The sequence below is a fragment of the Rhizobium sp. AAP43 genome (genome assembly GCF_001296045.1).
Lineage (GTDB): Bacteria > Pseudomonadota > Alphaproteobacteria > Rhizobiales > Rhizobiaceae > Allorhizobium.
Genome location: NZ_LJHS01000012.1, coordinates 105,405 through 124,877, shown reverse-complemented (window position 1 = coordinate 124,877; position 19,473 = coordinate 105,405). Strand labels below are relative to the sequence as shown.

Annotated in this window: 23 protein-coding genes; 13 read left to right on the top strand and 10 right to left on the bottom strand. The window is 60.2% G+C overall.

Features of this window, described 5'->3' with window-relative positions; translation table 11 throughout:
- The first annotated feature begins 73 nt into the window (after positions 1–73).
- Positions 74–1,894, top strand: coding sequence for a translational GTPase TypA (gene typA, locus IP76_RS09215; RefSeq protein WP_054157920.1), 1,821 nt, complete (start codon positions 74–76; stop codon positions 1,892–1,894).
- Positions 1,895–2,081: 187 nt separating this feature from the next.
- Positions 2,082–2,588 (top strand): GNAT family N-acetyltransferase, encoded by a 507-nt coding sequence (locus IP76_RS09210; RefSeq protein WP_054157919.1) that lies wholly within the window; start codon positions 2,082–2,084, stop codon positions 2,586–2,588.
- 16 nt (positions 2,589–2,604) lie between these two features.
- Here IP76_RS09210 and IP76_RS09205 read toward each other — a convergent pair whose 3' ends face one another.
- Positions 2,605–3,234 carry a hypothetical protein gene (locus tag IP76_RS09205; RefSeq protein WP_054157918.1) on the bottom strand — a complete coding sequence of 210 codons (630 nt, stop codon included), beginning with the start codon at positions 3,232–3,234 and terminating at the stop codon, positions 2,605–2,607.
- A gap of 126 nt (positions 3,235–3,360) precedes the next feature.
- Between IP76_RS09205 and ppa the strand changes: the two genes are divergently transcribed.
- Positions 3,361–3,894: an inorganic diphosphatase gene (gene ppa, locus IP76_RS09200; protein WP_054157917.1), complete on the top strand. Its 534-nt coding sequence runs from the start codon at positions 3,361–3,363 to the stop codon at positions 3,892–3,894.
- 3 nt (positions 3,895–3,897) lie between these two features.
- Here ppa and IP76_RS09195 read toward each other — a convergent pair whose 3' ends face one another.
- Entirely contained in the window at positions 3,898–4,212 is a 315-nt protein-coding gene (locus IP76_RS09195; RefSeq protein WP_054157916.1) for a DUF167 domain-containing protein, read from the bottom strand.
- A gap of 26 nt (positions 4,213–4,238) precedes the next feature.
- Positions 4,239–4,520: a YggT family protein gene (locus IP76_RS09190; RefSeq protein ID WP_054157915.1), complete on the bottom strand. Its 282-nt coding sequence runs from the start codon at positions 4,518–4,520 to the stop codon at positions 4,239–4,241.
- 127 nt (positions 4,521–4,647) lie between these two features.
- Between IP76_RS09190 and IP76_RS09185 the strand changes: the two genes are divergently transcribed.
- Positions 4,648–5,895, top strand: a complete 1,248-nt coding sequence (locus IP76_RS09185; RefSeq protein ID WP_054157914.1) for an MFS transporter — start codon at positions 4,648–4,650, stop codon at positions 5,893–5,895.
- On the opposite strand, the gene IP76_RS09180 is transcribed toward IP76_RS09185, so the two are convergent.
- The 6 genes from IP76_RS09180 to hemC form a co-directional block, all read right to left on the bottom strand.
- The gene (locus IP76_RS09180; protein ID WP_054157913.1) at positions 5,880–6,608 is read right to left on the bottom strand and encodes a glutamine amidotransferase; all 729 of its coding nucleotides are present in this window, start codon (positions 6,606–6,608) and stop codon (positions 5,880–5,882) included. The genes IP76_RS09185 and IP76_RS09180 overlap by 16 nt on opposite strands.
- The gene (locus IP76_RS09175; protein WP_054157912.1) at positions 6,598–7,077 is read right to left on the bottom strand and encodes a TerB family tellurite resistance protein; all 480 of its coding nucleotides are present in this window, start codon (positions 7,075–7,077) and stop codon (positions 6,598–6,600) included. The genes IP76_RS09180 and IP76_RS09175 overlap by 11 nt, the downstream gene beginning before the upstream one ends.
- Before the next feature lie 9 nt (positions 7,078–7,086).
- A complete protein-coding gene (locus IP76_RS09170) occupies positions 7,087–8,724 on the bottom strand; it encodes a heme biosynthesis protein HemY (protein WP_054157911.1) in 1,638 nt (545 codons plus the stop codon).
- A gap of 4 nt (positions 8,725–8,728) precedes the next feature.
- Complete coding sequence (locus IP76_RS09165) at positions 8,729–10,042, bottom strand: COG4223 family protein (RefSeq protein WP_054157910.1); 1,314 nt, start codon at positions 10,040–10,042, stop codon at positions 8,729–8,731.
- A 73-nt stretch (positions 10,043–10,115) separates the two neighbouring features.
- Positions 10,116–10,850, bottom strand: a complete 735-nt coding sequence (locus tag IP76_RS09160; RefSeq protein WP_054157909.1) for a uroporphyrinogen-III synthase — start codon at positions 10,848–10,850, stop codon at positions 10,116–10,118.
- A gap of 3 nt (positions 10,851–10,853) precedes the next feature.
- On the bottom strand, positions 10,854–11,783 hold the full coding sequence (gene hemC / locus IP76_RS09155) for a hydroxymethylbilane synthase (RefSeq protein ID WP_054157908.1): 930 nt from the start codon (positions 11,781–11,783) through the stop codon (positions 10,854–10,856).
- Positions 11,784–11,856: 73 nt separating this feature from the next.
- On the opposite strand from hemC, the gene tsaD reads away from it, so the two are divergent.
- Genes tsaD through IP76_RS09130 form a run of 5 tightly spaced genes read left to right on the top strand, consistent with a single transcriptional unit; the run spans position 11,857 to position 15,352 of the window.
- On the top strand, positions 11,857–12,951 hold the full coding sequence (gene tsaD, locus IP76_RS09150; protein WP_054157907.1) for a tRNA (adenosine(37)-N6)-threonylcarbamoyltransferase complex transferase subunit TsaD: 1,095 nt from the start codon (positions 11,857–11,859) through the stop codon (positions 12,949–12,951).
- Positions 12,948–13,937, top strand: a complete 990-nt coding sequence (locus tag IP76_RS09145; protein WP_054157906.1) for an NAD(P)H-dependent glycerol-3-phosphate dehydrogenase — start codon at positions 12,948–12,950, stop codon at positions 13,935–13,937. The genes tsaD and IP76_RS09145 overlap by 4 nt, the downstream gene beginning before the upstream one ends.
- Before the next feature lie 20 nt (positions 13,938–13,957).
- On the top strand, positions 13,958–14,251 hold the full coding sequence (locus tag IP76_RS09140; RefSeq protein ID WP_054157905.1) for a YciI-like protein: 294 nt from the start codon (positions 13,958–13,960) through the stop codon (positions 14,249–14,251).
- A gap of 5 nt (positions 14,252–14,256) precedes the next feature.
- On the top strand, positions 14,257–14,688 hold the full coding sequence (locus tag IP76_RS09135) for an EVE domain-containing protein (RefSeq protein WP_054157904.1): 432 nt from the start codon (positions 14,257–14,259) through the stop codon (positions 14,686–14,688).
- A gap of 4 nt (positions 14,689–14,692) precedes the next feature.
- Positions 14,693–15,352 carry a methyltransferase gene (locus IP76_RS09130; RefSeq protein WP_054157903.1) on the top strand — a complete coding sequence of 220 codons (660 nt, stop codon included), beginning with the start codon at positions 14,693–14,695 and terminating at the stop codon, positions 15,350–15,352.
- Here the strand turns inward: IP76_RS09130 and IP76_RS09125 are convergent.
- The gene (locus tag IP76_RS09125; protein WP_054157902.1) at positions 15,333–15,698 is read right to left on the bottom strand and encodes a hypothetical protein; all 366 of its coding nucleotides are present in this window, start codon (positions 15,696–15,698) and stop codon (positions 15,333–15,335) included. The two genes, IP76_RS09130 and IP76_RS09125, sit on opposite strands and share 20 nt — an antisense overlap.
- A gap of 285 nt (positions 15,699–15,983) precedes the next feature.
- Here IP76_RS09125 and sdhC point away from each other — a divergent pair, with 285 nt between their 5' ends.
- From sdhC to IP76_RS09105, 4 genes are read left to right on the top strand one after another with little or no spacing between them, the layout of a single operon-like run.
- Positions 15,984–16,379, top strand: a complete 396-nt coding sequence (gene sdhC / locus IP76_RS09120; protein WP_054157901.1) for a succinate dehydrogenase, cytochrome b556 subunit — start codon at positions 15,984–15,986, stop codon at positions 16,377–16,379.
- Positions 16,380–16,390: 11 nt separating this feature from the next.
- On the top strand, positions 16,391–16,771 hold the full coding sequence (gene sdhD, locus IP76_RS09115; RefSeq protein WP_054157900.1) for a succinate dehydrogenase, hydrophobic membrane anchor protein: 381 nt from the start codon (positions 16,391–16,393) through the stop codon (positions 16,769–16,771).
- A 6-nt stretch (positions 16,772–16,777) separates the two neighbouring features.
- Positions 16,778–18,622: a succinate dehydrogenase flavoprotein subunit gene (gene sdhA, locus IP76_RS09110; protein ID WP_054157899.1), complete on the top strand. Its 1,845-nt coding sequence runs from the start codon at positions 16,778–16,780 to the stop codon at positions 18,620–18,622.
- Positions 18,623–18,639: 17 nt separating this feature from the next.
- Positions 18,640–19,419 (top strand): succinate dehydrogenase iron-sulfur subunit, encoded by a 780-nt coding sequence (locus tag IP76_RS09105; RefSeq protein ID WP_054157898.1) that lies wholly within the window; start codon positions 18,640–18,642, stop codon positions 19,417–19,419.
- The last annotated feature ends 54 nt before the right edge of the window (positions 19,420–19,473 follow it).

Sequence of the window (19,473 nt, the reverse complement as noted above, 5' to 3'; positions counted from 1 at the left end):
ACAAGGTATGAGCGCGCCAAAGTAAATCGGCGCCTTCTCCCATGTTGCGCCCTAGCTATCAGAGATCACAATCATGAAAATGCGCAACATCGCGATCATCGCGCACGTCGACCATGGAAAAACGACCCTCGTCGACGAGCTCCTGAAGCAGTCCGGCTCGTTCCGCGAGAACCAGCGCACCGCTGAGCGCATGATGGACTCGAACGACCTCGAAAAGGAGCGTGGCATCACGATCCTGGCCAAGGCGACCTCCATTGAGTGGAAGGGTCACCGCATCAACATCGTTGACACCCCCGGCCACGCCGACTTCGGCGGCGAAGTCGAGCGTATCCTCTCGATGGTGGACGGCGCGATCGTTCTGGTCGACAGCTCGGAGGGCCCGATGCCGCAGACCAAGTTCGTTGTCGGCAAGGCGCTGAAGGTTGGTCTTCGCCCGATCGTTGCGATCAACAAGATCGACCGTCCGGACGGCCGCCATGAAGAAGTCATCAACGAAGTCTTCGACCTCTTCGCCAATCTCGACGCAACCGACGAGCAGCTCGACTTCCCGATCCTCTACGGTTCGGGTCGCGATGGCTGGATGAACGTCAATCCTGAAGGCCCGAAGGATGCTGGCCTTGCGCCGCTCCTCGATCTCGTGCTTGAGCATGTTCCGGAGCCGAATGTCGAAGAAGGCCCGTTCCGCATGATTGGTACGCTTCTCGAAGCCAACCCTTTCCTCGGCCGTATCATCACCGGTCGTATCGCTTCTGGCTCGATCAAGCCGAACCAGGCTGTCAAGGTTCTCGCCCAGGACGGCAAGACGGTCGAAACCGGTCGTATCTCGAAGATCCTCGCTTTCCGCGGCATCGAGCGTCAGCCGATCGAAGAAGCGCATGCTGGCGACATCGTCGCCATCGCCGGCCTGTCCAAGGGCACGGTTGCCGATACATTCTGCGACCCTTCGGTCACCGAAGCGATGACCGCGCAGCCGATCGACCCGCCGACGGTCACCATGTCCTTCCTCGTTAACGACAGCCCGCTTGCCGGCACCGAAGGCGACAAGGTCACGAGCCGCGTCATCCGCGACCGCCTGTTCAAGGAAGCTGAAGGCAACGTTGCTCTGAAGATCGAAGAATCTGATGGCAAGGACTCGTTCTTCGTCTCCGGCCGTGGCGAATTGCAGCTGGCCGTTCTGATCGAAACCATGCGTCGCGAAGGTTTTGAGCTTGCCGTCTCGCGTCCGCGCGTCGTCATGCACAAGGATGAGAACGGCACCACCATGGAGCCGATCGAAGAAGTCGTCATCGACGTTGATGAAGAGCATTCCGGCGTCGTGGTTCAGAAGATGTCCGAGCGCAAGGCCGAAATGGTCGAGCTTCGCCCTTCCGGCGGCAGCCGCGTTCGTCTGCGCTTCTACGCACCGACCCGTGGCCTGATCGGCTACCAGTCGGAACTTCTGACTGACACGCGCGGCACGGCGATCATGAACCGCCTGTTCCACGACTATCAGCCTTACAAGGGTGCGATCACCGGTCGCGTCAACGGCGTTCTCCTGTCCAACCAGTCGGGTGAAGCTGTTGCCTACGCGATGTTCAACCTGGAAGACCGCGGCCCGATGATCATCGAGCCAGGTGAAAAGGTTTATGCCGGCATGATCATCGGCATCCACACGCGCGACAACGACCTCGAAGTCAACGTTCTCAAGGGCAAGCAGCTGACCAACATCCGTTCGGCCGGCAAGGACGAAGCCGTCAAGCTGACCCCACCGATCCGTATGACGCTCGACCGCGCTCTCTCCTGGATTCAGGACGACGAGCTCATGGAAGTCACGCCGAAGTCGATCCGCCTGCGCAAGATGTTCCTTGATGCGAACGATCGCAAGCGCATGGAAAAGTCCAAGGCTGCCATCTGAGGCTCTTCCCTCTGATGTGATTTGACAGTCAAACCCCGGTCCCTGTGGCCGGGGTTTTTGTCTGTGCATGGGTCTGTCCCGCGCTTGCGACATCTCTTAAAAAAGCGTTAAGTTCTTCACTCGTGTCCTATGAAGGACGTTGAGCCGAGCCGTGCCAGCTTTGGTCGACTGAGGGTGAGAGTGCGTTATGAAGACGTTGTCGATCGACATGCGCGTGGCAGATGCGACTGATGCCGCCGAGATTGCAGAGGCGCATCGGTCAGCCTGGCAGCACGCCTATTCCGGCATCATTCCCCACCGAGCACTGACACGCATGATCGAGCGTCGCGGCGAGGCCTGGTGGCGTAAGGCAACCCGCGGACCGGCCACAATTCTTGTGGTCGAGGTGGCCGGGAAAATTGCTGGTTATGCGTCTCTCGGTCTCAACCGGGCGCGGGCCTTGCCACAAGAGGGCGAAATTTACGAGCTCTACCTGCGGCCGGAGTATCAGGGCATTGGGCTGGGACACCAACTCTTTCGCGAGGCGCGCCGGTTGCTGAAGTCTCTAGGCTGCAATGGCATGGTCGTATGGTGTCTCGAAGACAGCGAAATCGCCGCCAATTTTTTTCGCTCCAATGGCGGTATTGATGCAGTCGAGGGTGTCGAAGACTTTGACGACGTGCATCTGAAAAAGCTTGGCTTTATCTGGGCCTAAGGGGTGACCGACCTGCTTATTCGACGACATAACCCTCAGGCCAGCTGAAGGTACGCTCGCTGATCAGGTCGCCTTTGCTGCCCACCCATTCCGGCTCCTCCATGCCGCATGCGAATTTTGCCGCGCTTTCATCGGCCGTCTGACGCGCGAGGTCGTTGGCATTGGGGTTCGCCTTTGCATCGATCAGAGCGACGAAGCAGGACCCTCCGTCATTTTCGCGTGCCACTTTGGATACCACCAGAATTTCACCGCGTGTTGCCGTGCTCGATCCGCCGTCCGGTCCCGGATTATCGATGAACCACCGCAGGATCGCAGCAACTGGCTGGTCATTGTCACCCAGCCGCCATTCGATTTTGGTGTTCACGTGATTGAAGGCGGAAAAGCTCTCGAAGGCCCCGTCAACAAGCGCGCGATCTACGATACCGAACTGGACGCTCTGACGCAGGTCGCCTTCCTTGAAATAGACGGGCAGGTCCTTGTAGCCCTTGCAGCGCAGGGAGACGCCCATCGGATCCTCGGCCAGGGTCTCGCATGCATCTAGGTTCAGATCGGTGTAGACGCTGTCCGCAGCGTAGGTGGTTTTGGCGCCGGACATGAAGCCAAGCAGTGCTGCTGTCGTGGCGATTAGAATGACTGTCTTGTTCATCTCATATCCTCAACATAAATCCTACGGCAGTGATCCGTCTCCCAGCTTCGTCCAAAGCCGTGTTGCAATGCCCCCTAATTCGCATTAGGTAGCCTTGGAATTCAACACTCTACGGGGTCCATAACTATGCGTATCGATGCAATTGCCATTGGCAAGAACCCGCCGGAAGACATCAACGTTATCGTTGAGGTGCCGGTCGGTGGCCAACCGATCAAGTATGAAATGGACAAGGATGCCGGGACCTTGGTGGTCGATCGCTTCCTCTACACCCCGATGACCTATCCGGGCAACTATGGTTTCGTGCCGCACACGCTGTGCCTTGATGGCGATCCGCTCGACGTCTTGATCTGCAACACCCGTCCGCTGGTACCGGGTTGCGTGATCAATGTGCGCCCGATTGGCGTGATGATGATGGAAGACGATGGCGGCATGGACGAAAAGATCCTGGCCGTTCCGGTGCCGAAGCTGACCCGCCGCTACGACAAGATCGCCAATTACACGGATCTTCCGGAAATCACGCTGAAGCAGATTCAGCACTTCTTCGAGCACTATAAGGATCTGGAGCCCGGCAAGTGGGTGAAGATCGGCGGCTGGAAGGATGTTGATTTTGCCAAGCAGATCATCCTCGAGTCGATCGAGCGTGCGAAGAACGAAAAGTAAGTCTCAGGGCGAGATCAGCTCATACAGACGGTTTGACAAATCCTCCGGGTCGCCAGCGATCCGGAGGATTTTTTGTCTGGCGGTGTCGCCGGACACGAGTTCGATTGACGATCTCGGCACTTTCAACGTCTTAGAGATCAGGGCAATCAAAGCCTTGTTTGCTTTGCCCTTCTCGGGCACGGCCGTGACGCGCACTTTGAGGTGCGCGTGACCGTCGGCTGTTGTTTCCATGCTGTCGATACAGTCGCGCCCGCCATTCGGTGTCAACCGTATGGCGAGCAGCAGATGGTTGTCGAAAATGCGGTAGGGACGGGTCACGTCACCAGTGAAAATCTAGAGACGGTCTAAAGGCGCATCAGGAGGTTTTGGAGGAAGAACACGACCAGCAGCGCGACGATGGGAGAAATATCGATTCCCCCGAGATTGGGCATAAATCGACGTATGGGGCGAAGCACCGGTTCCGTAACCTGATAGAAAAATTCGCCAAGGCTCGCGACAAATCTATTGCTCGCGTTCACAACGTTGAATGCGAACAGCCAGGAGAAGATCGCGCTCGCTATCAGGATCCACTTGAAGATCTCGAGCGCATAAAAGATCGTTACAAGCAAAGCATCGAACACGGGCATTCACGTCTCCATTTCTTGGTTGACAGACATGTAGACATTGGCGACTTAACGGACAAGTGGAAGGGGACCACGCATTCCGAATCATGTTTAACGCTGGGGCCTTTTCCCGGCAGCCAAGGTATTTCCGATGCTTTCCTCCTCTGCCGACGATCGTTTTGCGGCGTTCCGGCATTCCTCCTATTTCCGCTTCTTCTTTGCCCGCTTCCTAGGCGCCTTCGCCACCCAGATCCTTAGCGTCTCGGTCGGCTGGCAGATGTATGACAAGACAGGTAGCGCCTTTTATCTCGGCCTGATTGGTCTCGTGCAATTCCTGCCGTCGCTGATGCTGATCCTCGTGACAGGCTCGGTGGCCGACCGCTACAATCGTCGGGCCATCGTTTCTGCCTGCATGGTGCTGAGCGCGCTGTGCGCCGCCGCCATGCTTGGTCTGACGATTGCCGATGCCTTTGAGCCAACCATCGTCTTTGCCATCCTGGTGGTCTTCGGTATCGAAAGGGCCTTCGCAGCGCCGGCCGTCCAGTCTCTTGGCCCGAATCTCGTTCCGGCGAAGGATCTGTCCAACGCGGTCGCGTGGAACTCTTCGTCCTGGCAGACGGCCTCGATTGTCGGCCCGGTGGCCGGAGGCCTTCTCTATGGTGCAAGCCCGGTGCTTGCCTATTCCATTTCGCTTGCCTTCTTCACGGCTGCAGCGCTCCTCGTCTTTCTGATCCCTCGGCCACCGCAGCGCAAGTCTGAGAAGGCGGTGTCGATGGATACACTGCTCGCGGGTTTTCGCTTTATCTTCGGTGAAAAGGTCGTGCTCGGTGCGATCTCGCTCGATCTCTTCGCTGTCTTGCTTGGTGGCGCCGTTGCGCTGATGCCGGTCTTTGCCCGGGATATCCTGACGCTGGGTCCATGGGGTCTCGGACTGCTGCGCGCCGCTCCCGGGATCGGTGCGATCATTGTCGCCATCGCATTGGCCAGTTTCCCGATTCGCCATAATGCCGGTATCTTCATGTTCATCGGTGTTGCGCTGTTTGGCGTTGGCACGGTGATGTTCGGTCTGTCCGAAACGGCCTGGATCTCGATTGCGGCTCTGATGCTGATGGGAGCGGCCGACATGGCGTCGGTCTATGTACGCGAGACGCTGATTGCACTCTGGACGCCGGATGAAGTGCGTGGTCGGGTGAATGCGGTCAACATGGTCTTTGTCGGCGCATCAAACGAGCTCGGTGAGTTCCGGGCAGGCACGATGGCGCATTTCATCGGGCCCGTGCCGGCGGTGGTGATTGGCGGTCTTGGCACACTTGCCGTTGCCGGTGCCTGGGCCTTCGGTTTCCCGCAATTGCGCAAGATCGATAGTCTTGATGCGCCGGAGCCTCAGGACGCCCGCTGAGGCGCTTCGAATACAAGATCAAGGAAATCCCATAGCCAGGCTCTCAAGGGTGCGTCGAAGATCATGCGCCCTTCGAGATGCTCGCGTCCCTGCTGTGCGTTCGGCAGCACGAAGCGATGTGCACCATGCACGACCCAGCGATGCATCATCGCGCGGGTCAGTTCGGCATGGAATTGCAAGGCCCAGGCGTTGGCGCCATAGCGGAAGGCCTGGTTCGGATAGATATCCCCGCTCGCCAAAAGCTTGGCGCCGTGCGGCAGGGAAAAGCCTTCGCGGTGAAAGTGGTAGACCATGCGCGGCCAGTGCATGAGCAGGCGGCCATGTTCGGTTGGATGGATGGGATACCAGCCAATTTCTGTTCTCTGGTCGCGGTCAGCTTCGACCTTGCCGCCAAGATGACGGACCAGCATCTGAGCACCGAGGCAGATGCCTAAAAATGGCTTGTCCTCCTTCAGCGGAATATCGAGCCAATCGATCTCCCGCTTGACGAAATCGTCGGGATCATTGGCGCTCATCGGCCCACCAAAGACCACGGCACCGGCATGGTCCTTCAGGCTCACGGGCAGGCTCTGTCCGAGTACCGGTCTGCGGACATCGAGCGGATAACCCTTCTCAGAGAGCATCTGGCCGATGCGCCCGGCGCTTGAGCTTTCCTGATGCAGCACAATGAGAATCGGCTGCTTCGTCGTCCGGTTTCTGGTGTCAGCCGACATCGTCAGTAACCCCAAGACCCGCGCGCCGTTCGGCGTCCTGGCGCTGGAGGATACGATCGCGTGGAGAGACGGCGAGGAGATCTGAGATCCGCCAGATGGCATGGTCTTCCATCTCGCTTCGTGCGCCATCGGCATAGACGATATCCCACAAGATGCCGACCAGATTTTGTCTTTGTTCGTCATCAAGCTGACGTTTGAGATCGACAGTGAAGCGGTAGTAGTCGACCGCTTCACTTTCTGCCGTCTGCGCTGCCAGCATCAGGGCGTCGAGCTTGTCACCCTCCACCTCGTAGTTTTCCTCGAGGATCTCACGGAGTTTGCGGCGTTCGTCCTCATGAACGAGGCCATCGGCTTCCATCACCTGAAAACAGAGGGCCGCGACTGTGATGCGCGGATCGTCCGGCGCGATGGCAGACGTTTGCCGGTTCTCGGTCAGGCCTTGGAAGAAGGATTGCAGGCGCTCGAACATGGGTATCCGTCAGAAAAGCTTGAGGCGGGTCTTGGGCTCGGTGTCCGATCGCGCGGGATCCTTCACGCCCGGATCATCCGGCGGGCGGCCGAAGAACGGTTCGATTATGGTCTCTGTTTTCGTTGCCTCCGGCGCAGTAGTGGGTTTGGGCGCAGGAGGCGCCACGGTCACCGGTTTTGTTTCAGGGTGCTTCGGCTGCTCGATGACAATGGGCGCTGGCGTCTCAGATGTGAAAGCCTCGGCGTCTTTCATCTGCTCCGGTTCGGCCACCGCCACTTTAGCCACAGGAGGTAGGGCGGCGAGCGCCTTTTCACCGTCGGACGGGCTGCCGTCCTCCACCGGTCCCTCCAACTGGTTGACCGGCATTTTCCAGGTGAAGGCGTCGAGGCGGCCGGTGACCGGCGACATCGGCAGCCAGCGTTCGGAGACGTAACCATCCGCAACCCAGGATTCATCGCGGGGTGCCTTGAGGGCCTGACCCATCCAATGGCGAATGCGCCCTTGATCACCAGTTTCGGCTTCCTCGATATCGGCGAGCAGGAGATAAACGCGTTCGCGTGAGGCCATGCGCGCTGCTGCCTCGGCCTTGGCGCGCGCCCTGCCGAATTCACCTGCATCCAATGCAGCCTCGGCGACGGCCAACAGCGAGTAGTAGTTGTTGGGCTTCAGGGCTTCGAGCTTGTCTGCCTTCTTCAAACGGTCGACGGCGCTGTCACCGCTTCGGAGCCGCAGATAGGCCTGAGCCACTTCGGGGTGCGGCTCCTGCCGCCAGACCTGCTCCAGAACATTGGCGGCCTTCCTCAGATTGTCCTCCCGCTGGTAAGCCTTGGCGGCCACGATTGCGGCAGGCACCAGGTCCTTGGCCAACTTCAAGGCCTTCAACGCGCTGTCGCGCGCGCCAGTCGGCTCGGCCTCCAGCTGGTCCTCGGCCTTCGCAGTCAAGAGGACTGCCTTCAGGCGATCGGCTTCGTGACGGTCCAGCACATTGGCAATGCGCTGCTGATCGAGCAGGCGCACGGCATCATCCCAGTGACCAGCGCGGCAGCGATATTCGAGTGTCGCCTTGGCAGCCCAGGGCAGGTAAGGAGCGTGCTCTGCAGCTGTTTCGGCATATTGGCGTGCGGCTTCATGGGCGCCGAGTCGTGTTGCTTCGACAAAGAGGCCGCGAAGGCCAAGTTCCCGGGTTTCCGGGTCGTCTGCCATTCTTTGGAAAAGCTGGCGTGCCTCATCATATCGGCCTTCAATCAGCGCGGCCTGGGCGTCGAGTACCATGATCAACGGTTCCTGATCGGCGCGGATGAGACCACGAGCACGGGCGCTCATCCGGCGGGCGAGCACGGCATTGCCAGCGCCGGCCGCGATCAGTCCTGTGGACAGCGCCTGGTAGCCACGGTCTCGCTTGCGAGCCCGAAAGAAGCGGCGCATCGAATGCGGCGAGGTCCAGATGGTTCGCAGGAGCCACCAGAGAAGCATCACGGCCATGATCACGGCGACCAGTGCCGTCACGGCCACGATCAGGTCGGTCTGGTAGCGTTGCCCCTGCCATTCCAGCCAGATATCGCCGGGCCGATCCGCCACCCAGGAGAAACCATAGCCGATACCGAGGATCAGGGCGAAGAAGAACAGTACCTTAAGCGTCGTCCGCATCCGATCAACCCTCGTTTCCGGCAACAGTCCGGGCGAGAGCCTCGCTGACGACCTGTTCCGCCTTGATGCGTCTATCGAGCTTTTCGGCGAAGTCCTGCGAAGCGGCCTTTGCCACCTCCGGCAGTGCCTGCCATTCGAGATGCGCACCCTTCAGGTCGCCATTTTCCAGCTTGTCCTCGATGCGTGCGACGATGGCGTCCGGGGTGTCACCCTCGACATTGCCGATCGGGCGCACCTTGACGAGCGATCGGGCGCTCGACAGCAGCCGATCGCTCCAGCCTTCGCCCTCTGCCGGAGCGTTGACTGCGGCAAGGATGTTGTCTGCCACGTCAGGGAATTCGCGGGCGAGATCTGCGCGAGACGAAAGGCCTGCGGTTGCCGTGGCAGAGAGTGCCGTCACTGCCGGGTCGTCCGGAGAGACGCTTTTCAGCGCATCCAGCTCCGACAGGAAGGGGCCGCCGCGATCGATTGCGGTCTTCAAGCCGGCAAGGGCTATGGCGCGGGCCATCTCGACATCGTTGCGCGGCTCGTCCAGTCGGCGTTCTGCGTCAGCAAGGCGCGTGCTGCTGTCAGTCAGGGCCTGGCGATTGGTATCGACCTCGCCCTTGAGTGCGGCAATCGCCTGGTTGGCAGCGCCCAATTGTGCGCGCAGCTCGTTAAGTGCTGCGGTGTCGACTGCGGCTGTTTGTTGATTGGTGCCCGAAGCGACGGCGGTTTCCAGCGCCGACAAACGTTCGGCAAGGGCGGGATCGGCTGCCGCTGCCGCAGGCGTCGCTGCAAGTCTTGCCACTTCCGACTTCAGCGCCTCCAGATCCTCTGCCGATGCGTACGACTGTACCGGCGTGCCTGTGTCGGGTCCAGCAGACGGCAGAACACCGGCATATTGCATGCTGCCGGCCAGGGCCAATGCGACAAGGCCGCCGAGAATGCCGGATGCGATTAGCGTCGAGGTGGCCGGAGCGGGCCGCACGGGTGCCGCAGAAGGTTGGGCCTCGGCGTAGTGCCCCCGGTTTACATCACCGGTCTCAGACGCAGGTGGTTCCGATCTGGCGTCCATAGCGGCGTCGCTTGATGCAGCTTGCTCGGCCTCGTTGGAGGTCGCTGTGGATTCTTCAACGGGAGCGATGTCCGAGGTCACGCTGCCAGTTTCTGCAGCGGTCACATCTGCGCTTCCCGGGGAGACGATCTCGTCTCCGGCTGCGACACTTGCCGACGCCGACTCACCCGCCGTGGCAATCGATGAGTCTTCGGCCTTCAGGTCGATGATGACAGGTTCATCCGTGGATTTCGATCGACGCGGGGGCTTTCCGGACACCATGGCAACCTCATTCTTTCCTGGACACAGACAAACGTAGTCAGTCACTCCTAGGAAGGAAAGGGTGAAGATCCATTTAGCGTTCCATGCTCGTCAACAGATCAATGAGCAAATCTTCGCGTGGCTCTTCCGGCCATGTGGCGCGTGGCCCATAGGGCTCGGGCAAAAGCGATGCGATCTTGGCGCTGAGGCAAATGAAGCGTGCCTGTGACCAGTCGACTGACGATCGCGTGATCTCTGCGACCTTCAGAAATCTGCGGACGGTTTCGGACGAATAGAGGAGGACTACGTCGGGCGGCTGAGCGGCCAGCGCTGCAATGGCTTCGCGATCTGGTTCGATCGAGATCATGCGGTAACATTGCCGGATTGTGAGTGGCCGCCCGGCGGACTGAAGGGTCTCTTCCAGGTCGGGCGTTCGCGGGTCTCCCGCCAAGTAGGTGATCAAGGCTCCCGGGTCGGAGGGGACCTCAGACAGCAATCGTTGTGCCAGCGCTTTACCGTCTCCCTCGCCTGTGATCACGCGCGCAAACCCCAGCCGGCGGGCTGCCTCAGCGGTGGCCTGGCCGACGGCATAGAGGGGTATGGAGAGATAGTCACGGCGGATCTCTGGGGGCAGTCTGGCCAGTGCCCGCAACGCCTCGGCACTGGTCACGACGAGGGCCACCGTCGATGGAGAAAGAGGGTGCGACAGTCCCTCCAGATCGTGCTCGGCCGTCATCAGTGGCAGAAGCACCGGGGCGTGTCCCCGGCGCTCAAGTTCGGCGGCGGTTCTGTCCGCCGCCGGCTGCGGGCGCGTCACGACAACGCGCATCCTTCAGCTCCAGCTGTCGAAGAAGTCGCTGCCGGCCTTGGCGCGGATGGTCTCGCCGGCGGATGCGCCGAGGGCCGAGGCTCCGGCCGTCTGACCCTCGACTGAGACTTCATGCCAGCGGCTGCCATCCGGCGTCAGGATCATGCCCGAGAAGCGGATCGCCGTCCCTTCAACCGTTGCATAACCTGCAATCGGTGTGCGGCAGGAGCCGTCGAGTGCGCCAAGGAACGCGCGCTCACAGGTTACCGCATCGAAGGTGGGGCGGTGGTTGATCGCTTCGAGCAGGTCGTAAACGCGGCTGTCGCCGATACGGCTTTCAATGCAGATCGCACCCTGTGCAGGGGCCGGTGGGAATTCGGTCGGATCGAGGAGCTGTGTGGGCACGTCGGACTTGCCCAGTCGCTTCAGGCCGGCAAAGGCGAGAAGCGTCGCATCGACCTCGCCGTCTGCCAGCTTGCGCAGTCGCGTATCGACAAGGCCACGGAAGGTAATGACATTGACGTCCGGGCGCAGTCTGCGAATGAGGGCCTGGCGTCGAAGAGACGAGGAGCCGACCGTCGCTGCAATCGGGAGTTCCGCCAGTGTCGGCGCTGTTCGTCCGACAACGGCATCTCGCACGTCTTCGCGCGGCAGGAATGCGGAAAGGAACAGGCCATCCGGAAGCTTCGTCGGCATGTCCTTCGAGGAATGCACGGCAAAATCCAGTTCGCCCGAGACGAGTTGGTCTTCCAGTTCCTGGGTGAAGAGGCCCTTGCCGCCGATCTCCGACAGCGCCCGATCGGTGATACGGTCACCCTTCGTCGACAAGACAACGATCTCAAACATGTCTTCTGGCAGGTCATGCGCGATCATCAGCCGGGCGCGGGTCTCGGCGGCCTGAGCGAGGGCGAGGGGGCTGCCCCGCGTGCCGATGCGGAAAGGTTTTGTTTGCATCCGAACTTGTCCGTTGTTACCGACGGATTTCGTAGACCGGTTTTCCGGTCATCGCAATCAATGAACGGATTCCATGACAGCCAAACTGCGGATTCTGGGTATCGAAACCAGCTGTGACGAGACGGCGGCCGCCGTGGTGACGCGGCTTGCCGACGGCTCGGGTGTGACAGAGGCGGATGTTGTGCTGAGCCAGCTCGATGAGCACAGCGCCTATGGCGGTGTCGTTCCCGAGATTGCCGCCCGTGCGCATGTGGACGCTCTAGACACCCTGATTGAAGAAGCGCTGCAGCGCGCGGGGATCACGCTTGCCGAGGTCGACGCGATTGCTGCCACATCGGGTCCGGGACTGATCGGCGGGTTGTTGGTTGGTCTGATGACCGGGAAGGCTATCGCTCGGGCGACCGGAAAGCCTCTTTTTGCCATCAATCATCTGGAAGGCCATGCGCTGACAGCGCGACTGACTGATGGTGTCGCGTTCCCCTATCTGGTGTTGCTAGTCTCCGGTGGCCATACCCAGCTTGTTCTGGTCAAGGGCGTTGGTGATTACGAGCGCTGGGGCACAACGATCGATGATGCGCTGGGCGAGGCCTTCGACAAGACGGCGAAGCTGCTTGGGCTTCCCTATCCGGGTGGGCCGGCAGTTGAACGGGCTGCCGCCATCGGCAATCCCAAGCGTTTTGTGTTTCCCCGACCACTGGTTGGCGAAGCCCGGCTCGATTTCTCGTTTTCGGGCTTGAAGACGGCTGTGCGGCAAGCGGCCGAGAGCATTGCGCCCGTGACCGAGCAGGATATTGCCGACATTTGCGCCTCCTTCCAGCATGCGATCTCGCGGACCTTGAAGGATCGTATTGGTCGCGGCCTGCGGCGCTTTCGCGAGACCTATCCGGAGATTGCGGAGCCTGCCCTGATCGTCGCAGGCGGTGTGGCTGCCAATAAGCAGGTGCGCAGCACGCTTGATGAACTCTGCTCGGCGCATCGCTTCCGCTTCGTTGCGCCGCCGCATCATCTGTGCACCGACAATGCCGTGATGATCGCGTGGGCTGGGCTTGAGCGCATGGCGCTGGGACTGCCTGCGGACGAGCTGACGGTTGCGCCGCGTTCGCGCTGGCCGCTCGATTCGGAGGCCAAGGCCTTGCTTGCTTATGGCAAACGGGGCGCCAAGGCATGAGTAAAGTCCAGAGAATTGCGGTCATCGGCGCTGGCGCCTTCGGCACGGCGCTCGCGGCCGTCATCGCCCAGACGGGCAAGGCACAGGCGCTTCTGATCGGCAGGGACCCTTCCGTGATGGCTGACATCGCCGCGAGCCAGGCCCATGAATCGGCGCTGCCGGGAATCCGTCTGCCAGAAGGACTTTCGTTTTCGGCGCGGGCGCAGGATGTCGCCACTGCCGATATCGTTCTCTTCGCGATGCCGTCTCAGGCTCAGGTTTCTGCTGCCGAGACTTATGGTCCCCATCTCCAGTCGGGTGTTCCTGTCGTCATCTGCGCCAAGGGCATTGAAAAGCAGAGTTCCCGGCTTTTAACCGATGTGCTCGAAGCCTCGTTGCCGGATCACCCGGTGGCGATGCTCTCGGGTCCGGGTTTCGCTGCCGACATCGCTAAAGGACTGCCCACAGCCATGGCGATTGCGGCGCAAGATCTCGCCATGGCCGAGCATCTGGCAAAGGCAATCTCAGGTCAGACTTTTCGTCTCTATGCTTCAGATGACCGGATCGGAGTGCAGCTCGGCGGAGCGCTCAAGAATGTGCTGGCCATTGCCTGCGGCATTGTGGAAGGCATGGGTCTCGGGGATTCGGCGCGGGCTGCTCTGATTGCCCGCGGCCTTGCAGAAATGTCCCGGCTGGTCGACGCTATGGGCGGGCGAGGGGATACCGTCCGAGGTCTTTCCGGTCTCGGCGATCTCGTGCTGACGGCGACAAGCCACCAGTCGCGCAATCTCCGTTTCGGGGTTGCTCTGGGACGAGGGGATGCCGTGTCGGCACAAGGTGGGGCCCTCGTCGAAGGTGCCTTCGCGGCGGCTGTTGCCGCCCGCCTGGCCGAAGGGCTCCAGATCGAAATGCCGATCACGCAGGCGGTTGCCGCGATTATCGAGGGGCGACTGGACATTCCGACCGCGATTGCCCAACTCATGTCACGCCCGATCACCACCGAATAGAATTCTTCAAGGAGACGATCATGCTGTTTGCCGTCATCTGCGCCGACAAGCCCGGACACCTCAACCTGCGCATGGAAACGCGACCGCCGCATGTCGAGTGGCTGAACGGGCTCAATGCCGAGGGCAAGCTGAAGATCGCAGGGCCGTTTCTCGATGCGGACGGAAAGCCTTGTGGCTCGATGCTGCTCATTGCTGCCGACGATCTGGACGGTGCAAAGGCGCTTGCGGCCCAGGATCCCTATGCCCAGGTCGGCCTTTTCGAGACTGTCGAGATCAAGCCCTATAACTGGGTCTTCAATAATCCGGAGGCTTAAGCGCAATGGCATTCTGGCTCTACAAATCCGAGCCCTTCAAATGGTCGTGGGAGATGCAGAAGGCCAAGGGGGACGTTGGCGAGGAATGGACTGGCGTTCGCAATTATCTCGCGCGCAACAACATGCGGGCGATGAAAATCGGCGACAAGGGGTTCTTCTATCACTCCAACGAAGGTCTCGAGGTCGTCGGTATCGTCGAGGTTTGCGCCTTGTCGCATCCCGATTCGACTGCCGAGGGTGATGCCCGTTGGGACTGCGTCGACATTCGCGCCGTCTGCGACATGCCGAAGCCCGTCAGCTTGAAGGCGGTGAAGGCCAATCCCAAGCTTGCCGAGATGGCGCTCGTCACGTCCATGCGCCTTTCGGTGCAGCCAGTGACGGACGAGGAATATTTCGAAGTCTGCCGCATGGGCGGACTCGACAACCCTCCCGTTTGATCGCGTGAAAACGGATCCGGAACGCTTCATCCTGGACAATACCAGCGTGCTGCCGCCGCCGCATGTGCCGGAGATCCGTTTGCATCTTGCCAGCGAGGTGCATGACCTATGGCAGAAGACGGAAGAGGATCTGGAAGCCATTGGCCTGCCGCCGCCTTTCTGGGCCTTCGCCTGGGCGGGCGGTCAGGGGCTTGCCCGTTACGTGATTGATCATCCGGAAATCGTTCGCGGAAAAAAGGTGCTGGATTTCGCCAGCGGTTCCGGCCTTGTGGCCATTGCTGCGGCGATGGCGGGTGCGGGTGAGGTACTGGCAGCCGACATCGATCCCTGGGCGCGCACGGCCGTCCGTTTGAATTGCATTTTGAACGACGTCTCGGTCGATTTCACCGATGATGACCTGATCGGCCAATCTGTCGATGTAGACGTGATCCTGGCTGGCGATGTCTTCTACGACAGCGATTTCGCGCGGGCATTGGTTGCGTGGTTCGAAACCGTTGCCAATAAGGGCTGCACGGTCCTGGTCGGCGATCCCGGTCGCAGCTATCGCCCGACGGAGCGTCTGGAGGCACTCGCCAGCTACGAGGTGCCGGTGACCCGAGTGCTTGAGGACAGTGAAGTGAAGAAGACGACCGTCTGGCGGTTCGTCAGTTCTTCAGCCGGATGACGCAGACACCCGCTTCCAGACTGCAGGCGTCATCCGTATTCTCGGCCGCGACTTCAATGATCCGCGCTTTTGGAGCGCGATAGGCGACAGCGGTTGGGCGTGAGCCGCGATCGACGGCGATGAAAACGCCGTTCCCCTTGATGCGAACGGCGGAGATGCTGCCGACAAAGGTGCCGATGCCGGGAACGACCGATGGGAGACCTCCGGTGCCGACAATTGATTGCTCTTGACGTGGCTGGTGACCGCGACCGGAATGTCGGTTCCCGTCCTTGGAAATGGCAGGAGATGCCATGGCAAGTATGGTGAGCGAGACGAGGGCAGCGACTTCAACGCGTGACAGGATCATCGGTCCTTCTCCGGCATGGTTAACAAATCGTTAACGCATAATGCCGAAGATGATCGCTAAAGTCATCCGCTGGCTTCGTTTTTTCGTATCAGCGGCATTGGTTTGAGGTGAGGCTAAAGTTCTATTCACGCAAATCGATTAAATTGAAATCGTCTAGCGAATGTGCTTGTCGTCCGGGGGGCAGAGGATTAAACGTCGCCCTGATGCAATGCACCTAAAATCACTGGGCGCATTGTGACCCCAATGTCCGAAATCCGGACCGCATCGAGACGCCGCGAGGTTTAGATGGCGAATGTGACGAAAAGCCGGCCCCTGTCGCCGCACCTGCAAATCTACAAGCCTATTCCGACCATGGTCATGTCGATCCTGCACCGCATTACCGGTGGGGCTCTCTACTTCGGCACAATCCTTGTTGCCTGGTGGCTCATCGCCGCCTCGACGGGGGCCGAATATTTTGAGTGGGTCAACTGGTTCATGGGCACGATCATCGGCCGCCTGATCCTGTTGGGTTACACCTGGGCGCTCATCCACCACATGCTCGGCGGCCTGCGCCACTTGATGTGGGATGTCGGCTATGGCTTCGACAAGCACTTCTCGACGAAGCTTGCCAAGGCCAACATCATCGCGTCCGTTGTCCTGACGATCGTCGTCTGGATCATCGCCTACATCATTCGCACCTGAGGCATCATTCCATGGATATGCGCACTCCGCTCGGCAAGGTCCGCGGTCTCGGCTCGGCCAAGGAAGGCACCGAGCATTTCTGGCGTCAGCGTCTGACCGCCGTATCGAACATTCCGCTGATGATCTTTTTTGTCGGTTTCCTCGTCATGTACAACGGCGCGCCTTATGCCGAAGTGGTGGGCGCATTGTCGCACCCCTTCGTCGCCGTTGTCATGGGGCTGGTCGTGGTCTCCGGCCTGATCCACATGAAGCTCGGTATGCAGGTCGTGATCGAGGACTATGTCCACGCCGAGATCCCGAAGCTGCTGCTCCTGATGCTCAACACTTTCTTCGCAATCCTGATGGGTGGCCTCTGTCTTTTCGCCATCTTGAAGATTGCATTCGTAGGGTAATTCAACATGGCAACCATTCATAACTTCGCCCAGACCGGCAAGGCCTACACCTATGTTGACCATTCCTACGACGTCGTCGTCGTTGGCGCCGGTGGCGCCGGGCTTCGCGCGACGCTCGGTATGGCCGAACAAGGCTTCAAGACGGCCTGCATCACCAAGGTATTCCCGACTCGTTCGCACACAGTCGCGGCTCAGGGCGGTATTGCGGCTTCGCTGAACAACATGACGCCCGATTGCTGGCAGTGGCACCTCTATGACACCGTCAAGGGGTCCGACTGGCTCGGCGACGTCGACGCCATGCAGTATCTCGCCATGGAAGCGCCGAAGGCGGTTTATGAGCTCGAGCATTACGGCGTTCCTTTCTCGCGTAACGAGGAAGGCAAGATCTACCAGCGCCCGTTCGGCGGTCACATGCAGAACTACGGCGAAGGCCCGCCGGTGCAGCGTACCTGCGCTGCCGCCGACCGTACCGGTCACGCCATCCTGCACACGCTCTACGGCCAGTCGCTGCGCAACAATGCGGAATTCTTCATCGAGTATTTCGCGCTCGACCTCATCATGTCGGAGGATGGCAGCCGCTGCACCGGGGTCGTCGCCTGGAACCTCGACGACGGCACCATCCATCGCTTCTCGGCGAAGATGGTGGTTCTGGCGACCGGCGGTTATGGTCGCGCTTACTTCTCGGCCACGTCCGCACACACCTGCACCGGTGACGGTGGCGGCATGGTTGCGCGTGCCGGCCTGCCGCTGCAGGACATGGAATTTGTCCAGTTCCACCCGACCGGCATCTATGGCGCTGGCTGCCTGATCACGGAAGGTGCACGCGGGGAAGGCGGCTACCTCGTCAACTCCGAAGGCGAGCGCTTCATGGAGCGCTATGCGCCGTCCGCCAAGGATCTTGCCTCGCGTGACGTTGTCTCGCGCTGCATGACGATGGAAATCCGTGAAGGCCGCGGCGTCGGCAAGAACAAGGACCACATCTTCCTGCATCTCGACCATCTTGACCCGGCCGTCCTGCACGAGCGCCTGCCCGGCATCTCCGAATCGGCGAAGATCTTCGCCGGTGTCGACGTAACCCGCGAGCCGATCCCGGTTCTGCCAACCGTTCATTACAATATGGGCGGCATTCCCACGAACTATTGGGGTGAAGTGCTGAACGCCGATTCGAACAATCCGGAACGGGTGATCCCGGGCCTGATGGCCGTCGGCGAAGCTGGCTGTGCCTCGGTTCATGGTGCAAACCGTCTTGGCTCGAATTCGCTGATCGACCTCGTGGTCTTCGGCCGTGCAGCCGCTATTCGCGCTGCCGAAGTCATTGACCGTACATCGCCAATTCCGGCGCTGAACATCGCCGCCTGCGACAAGATCATGGATCGCTTCGATAACACGCGCCACGCATCGGGCCAGACGCCGACGGCCGTTCTGCGCGACAAGATGCAGCGCGCCATGCAGGATGATGCAGCCGTGTTCCGCACCCAGGAATCGCTCGAAAGCGGTTGCCGCCGTCTGTCGGCCATCTGGAAGGAGCTGCCGGACATCAAAGTCACCGACCGCTCGATGATCTGGAACTCGGACCTCGTCGAAACGCTGGAACTGCATAACCTCATGGCTAACGCCATCACCACGGTGTATGGCGCCGAAGCACGCAAGGAAAGCCGCGGTTCGCATGCCCGCGAGGATTATGTCGATGGTCCATTCGCCGGACGCGACGACGTGAACTGGCGCAAGCATACGCTTGCCTGGGTGAACGAAGCTGGCGATGTGAAGCTCGACTACCGTCCGGTCCACACGGAACTCATTGCCGAAGGCATCGATCCCTACAAGATCGCGCCAAAGGCACGTGTTTATTGATTTGAGAGGTATTGGACATGGTTGAACTTGCTCTTCCCAAAAACTCTCAGATGACCGAAGGCAAGGTCTGGCCGAAGCCGGCCGGTGCCAAGAATGTTCGGGAATACCGAGTTTATCGCTGGAGCCCCGATGACGGGGAAAATCCGCGCATCGATACCTTCTACATCGATGTTGATGACTGCGGTCCCATGGTTCTTGATGGTCTCCTGTATATCAAGAACAATATCGATCCGACGCTGACGCTGCGCCGTTCCTGCCGTGAAGGCATTTGCGGTTCTTGCGCGATGAATATTGACGGCACCAATACGCTGGCCTGCACCAAGGGCATGGATGAGGTGAACGGCACGGTGAAGGTCTATCCTCTGCCGCATCTGCCCGTGGTCAAAGACCTCGTGCCGGACCTCAATAACTTCTATGCGCAGCATCGTTCGATCGAGCCCTGGCTTAAAACGGTCTCTCCTCCGCCTGCCAAGGAATGGAAGCAGAGCCATGAGGACCGTCAGAAGCTTGATGGTCTTTACGAGTGCATCCTGTGCGCCTGCTGCTCGACCTCCTGTCCGAGCTACTGGTGGAACGGCGACCGTTATCTCGGTCCGGCTGTTCTGCTGCAGGCCTATCGCTGGCTGATTGATTCCAGAGATGAAGCGACCGGTGAACGTCTCGACAATCTCGAGGATCCTTTCCGGCTTTATCGTTGCCACACGATCATGAACTGTGCGCAGGCCTGCCCGAAGGGTCTCAATCCGGCCAAGGCAATCGCCGAAATCAAGAAGATGATGGTCGAGCGCCGCGCTTGAGCCGTGTTTTCACTCTATCGAAGGCCGCGCGGAACCTCTCCGGGCGGCCTTTCT

Coding starts and splice junctions, on each gene's coding strand:
- typA (WP_054157920.1), top strand. CDS start 74: ATGAAAATGCGCAACATCGCGATCATCGCGCACGTCGACCATGGAAAA.
- IP76_RS09210 (WP_054157919.1), top strand. CDS start 2,082: ATGAAGACGTTGTCGATCGACATGCGCGTGGCAGATGCGACTGATGCC.
- IP76_RS09205 (WP_054157918.1), bottom strand. CDS start 3,234: ATGAACAAGACAGTCATTCTAATCGCCACGACAGCAGCACTGCTTGGC.
- ppa (WP_054157917.1), top strand. CDS start 3,361: ATGCGTATCGATGCAATTGCCATTGGCAAGAACCCGCCGGAAGACATC.
- IP76_RS09190 (WP_054157915.1), bottom strand. CDS start 4,520: ATGCCCGTGTTCGATGCTTTGCTTGTAACGATCTTTTATGCGCTCGAG.
- IP76_RS09185 (WP_054157914.1), top strand. CDS start 4,648: ATGCTTTCCTCCTCTGCCGACGATCGTTTTGCGGCGTTCCGGCATTCC.
- IP76_RS09180 (WP_054157913.1), bottom strand. CDS start 6,608: ATGTCGGCTGACACCAGAAACCGGACGACGAAGCAGCCGATTCTCATT.
- IP76_RS09175 (WP_054157912.1), bottom strand. CDS start 7,077: ATGTTCGAGCGCCTGCAATCCTTCTTCCAAGGCCTGACCGAGAACCGG.
- IP76_RS09170 (WP_054157911.1), bottom strand. CDS start 8,724: ATGCGGACGACGCTTAAGGTACTGTTCTTCTTCGCCCTGATCCTCGGT.
- IP76_RS09165 (WP_054157910.1), bottom strand. CDS start 10,042: ATGGTGTCCGGAAAGCCCCCGCGTCGATCGAAATCCACGGATGAACCT.
- IP76_RS09160 (WP_054157909.1), bottom strand. CDS start 10,850: ATGCGCGTTGTCGTGACGCGCCCGCAGCCGGCGGCGGACAGAACCGCC.
- hemC (WP_054157908.1), bottom strand. CDS start 11,783: ATGCAAACAAAACCTTTCCGCATCGGCACGCGGGGCAGCCCCCTCGCC.
- tsaD (WP_054157907.1), top strand. CDS start 11,857: ATGACAGCCAAACTGCGGATTCTGGGTATCGAAACCAGCTGTGACGAG.
- IP76_RS09145 (WP_054157906.1), top strand. CDS start 12,948: ATGAGTAAAGTCCAGAGAATTGCGGTCATCGGCGCTGGCGCCTTCGGC.
- IP76_RS09140 (WP_054157905.1), top strand. CDS start 13,958: ATGCTGTTTGCCGTCATCTGCGCCGACAAGCCCGGACACCTCAACCTG.
- IP76_RS09135 (WP_054157904.1), top strand. CDS start 14,257: ATGGCATTCTGGCTCTACAAATCCGAGCCCTTCAAATGGTCGTGGGAG.
- IP76_RS09125 (WP_054157902.1), bottom strand. CDS start 15,698: ATGATCCTGTCACGCGTTGAAGTCGCTGCCCTCGTCTCGCTCACCATA.
- sdhC (WP_054157901.1), top strand. CDS start 15,984: ATGGCGAATGTGACGAAAAGCCGGCCCCTGTCGCCGCACCTGCAAATC.
- sdhD (WP_054157900.1), top strand. CDS start 16,391: ATGGATATGCGCACTCCGCTCGGCAAGGTCCGCGGTCTCGGCTCGGCC.
- sdhA (WP_054157899.1), top strand. CDS start 16,778: ATGGCAACCATTCATAACTTCGCCCAGACCGGCAAGGCCTACACCTAT.
- IP76_RS09105 (WP_054157898.1), top strand. CDS start 18,640: ATGGTTGAACTTGCTCTTCCCAAAAACTCTCAGATGACCGAAGGCAAG.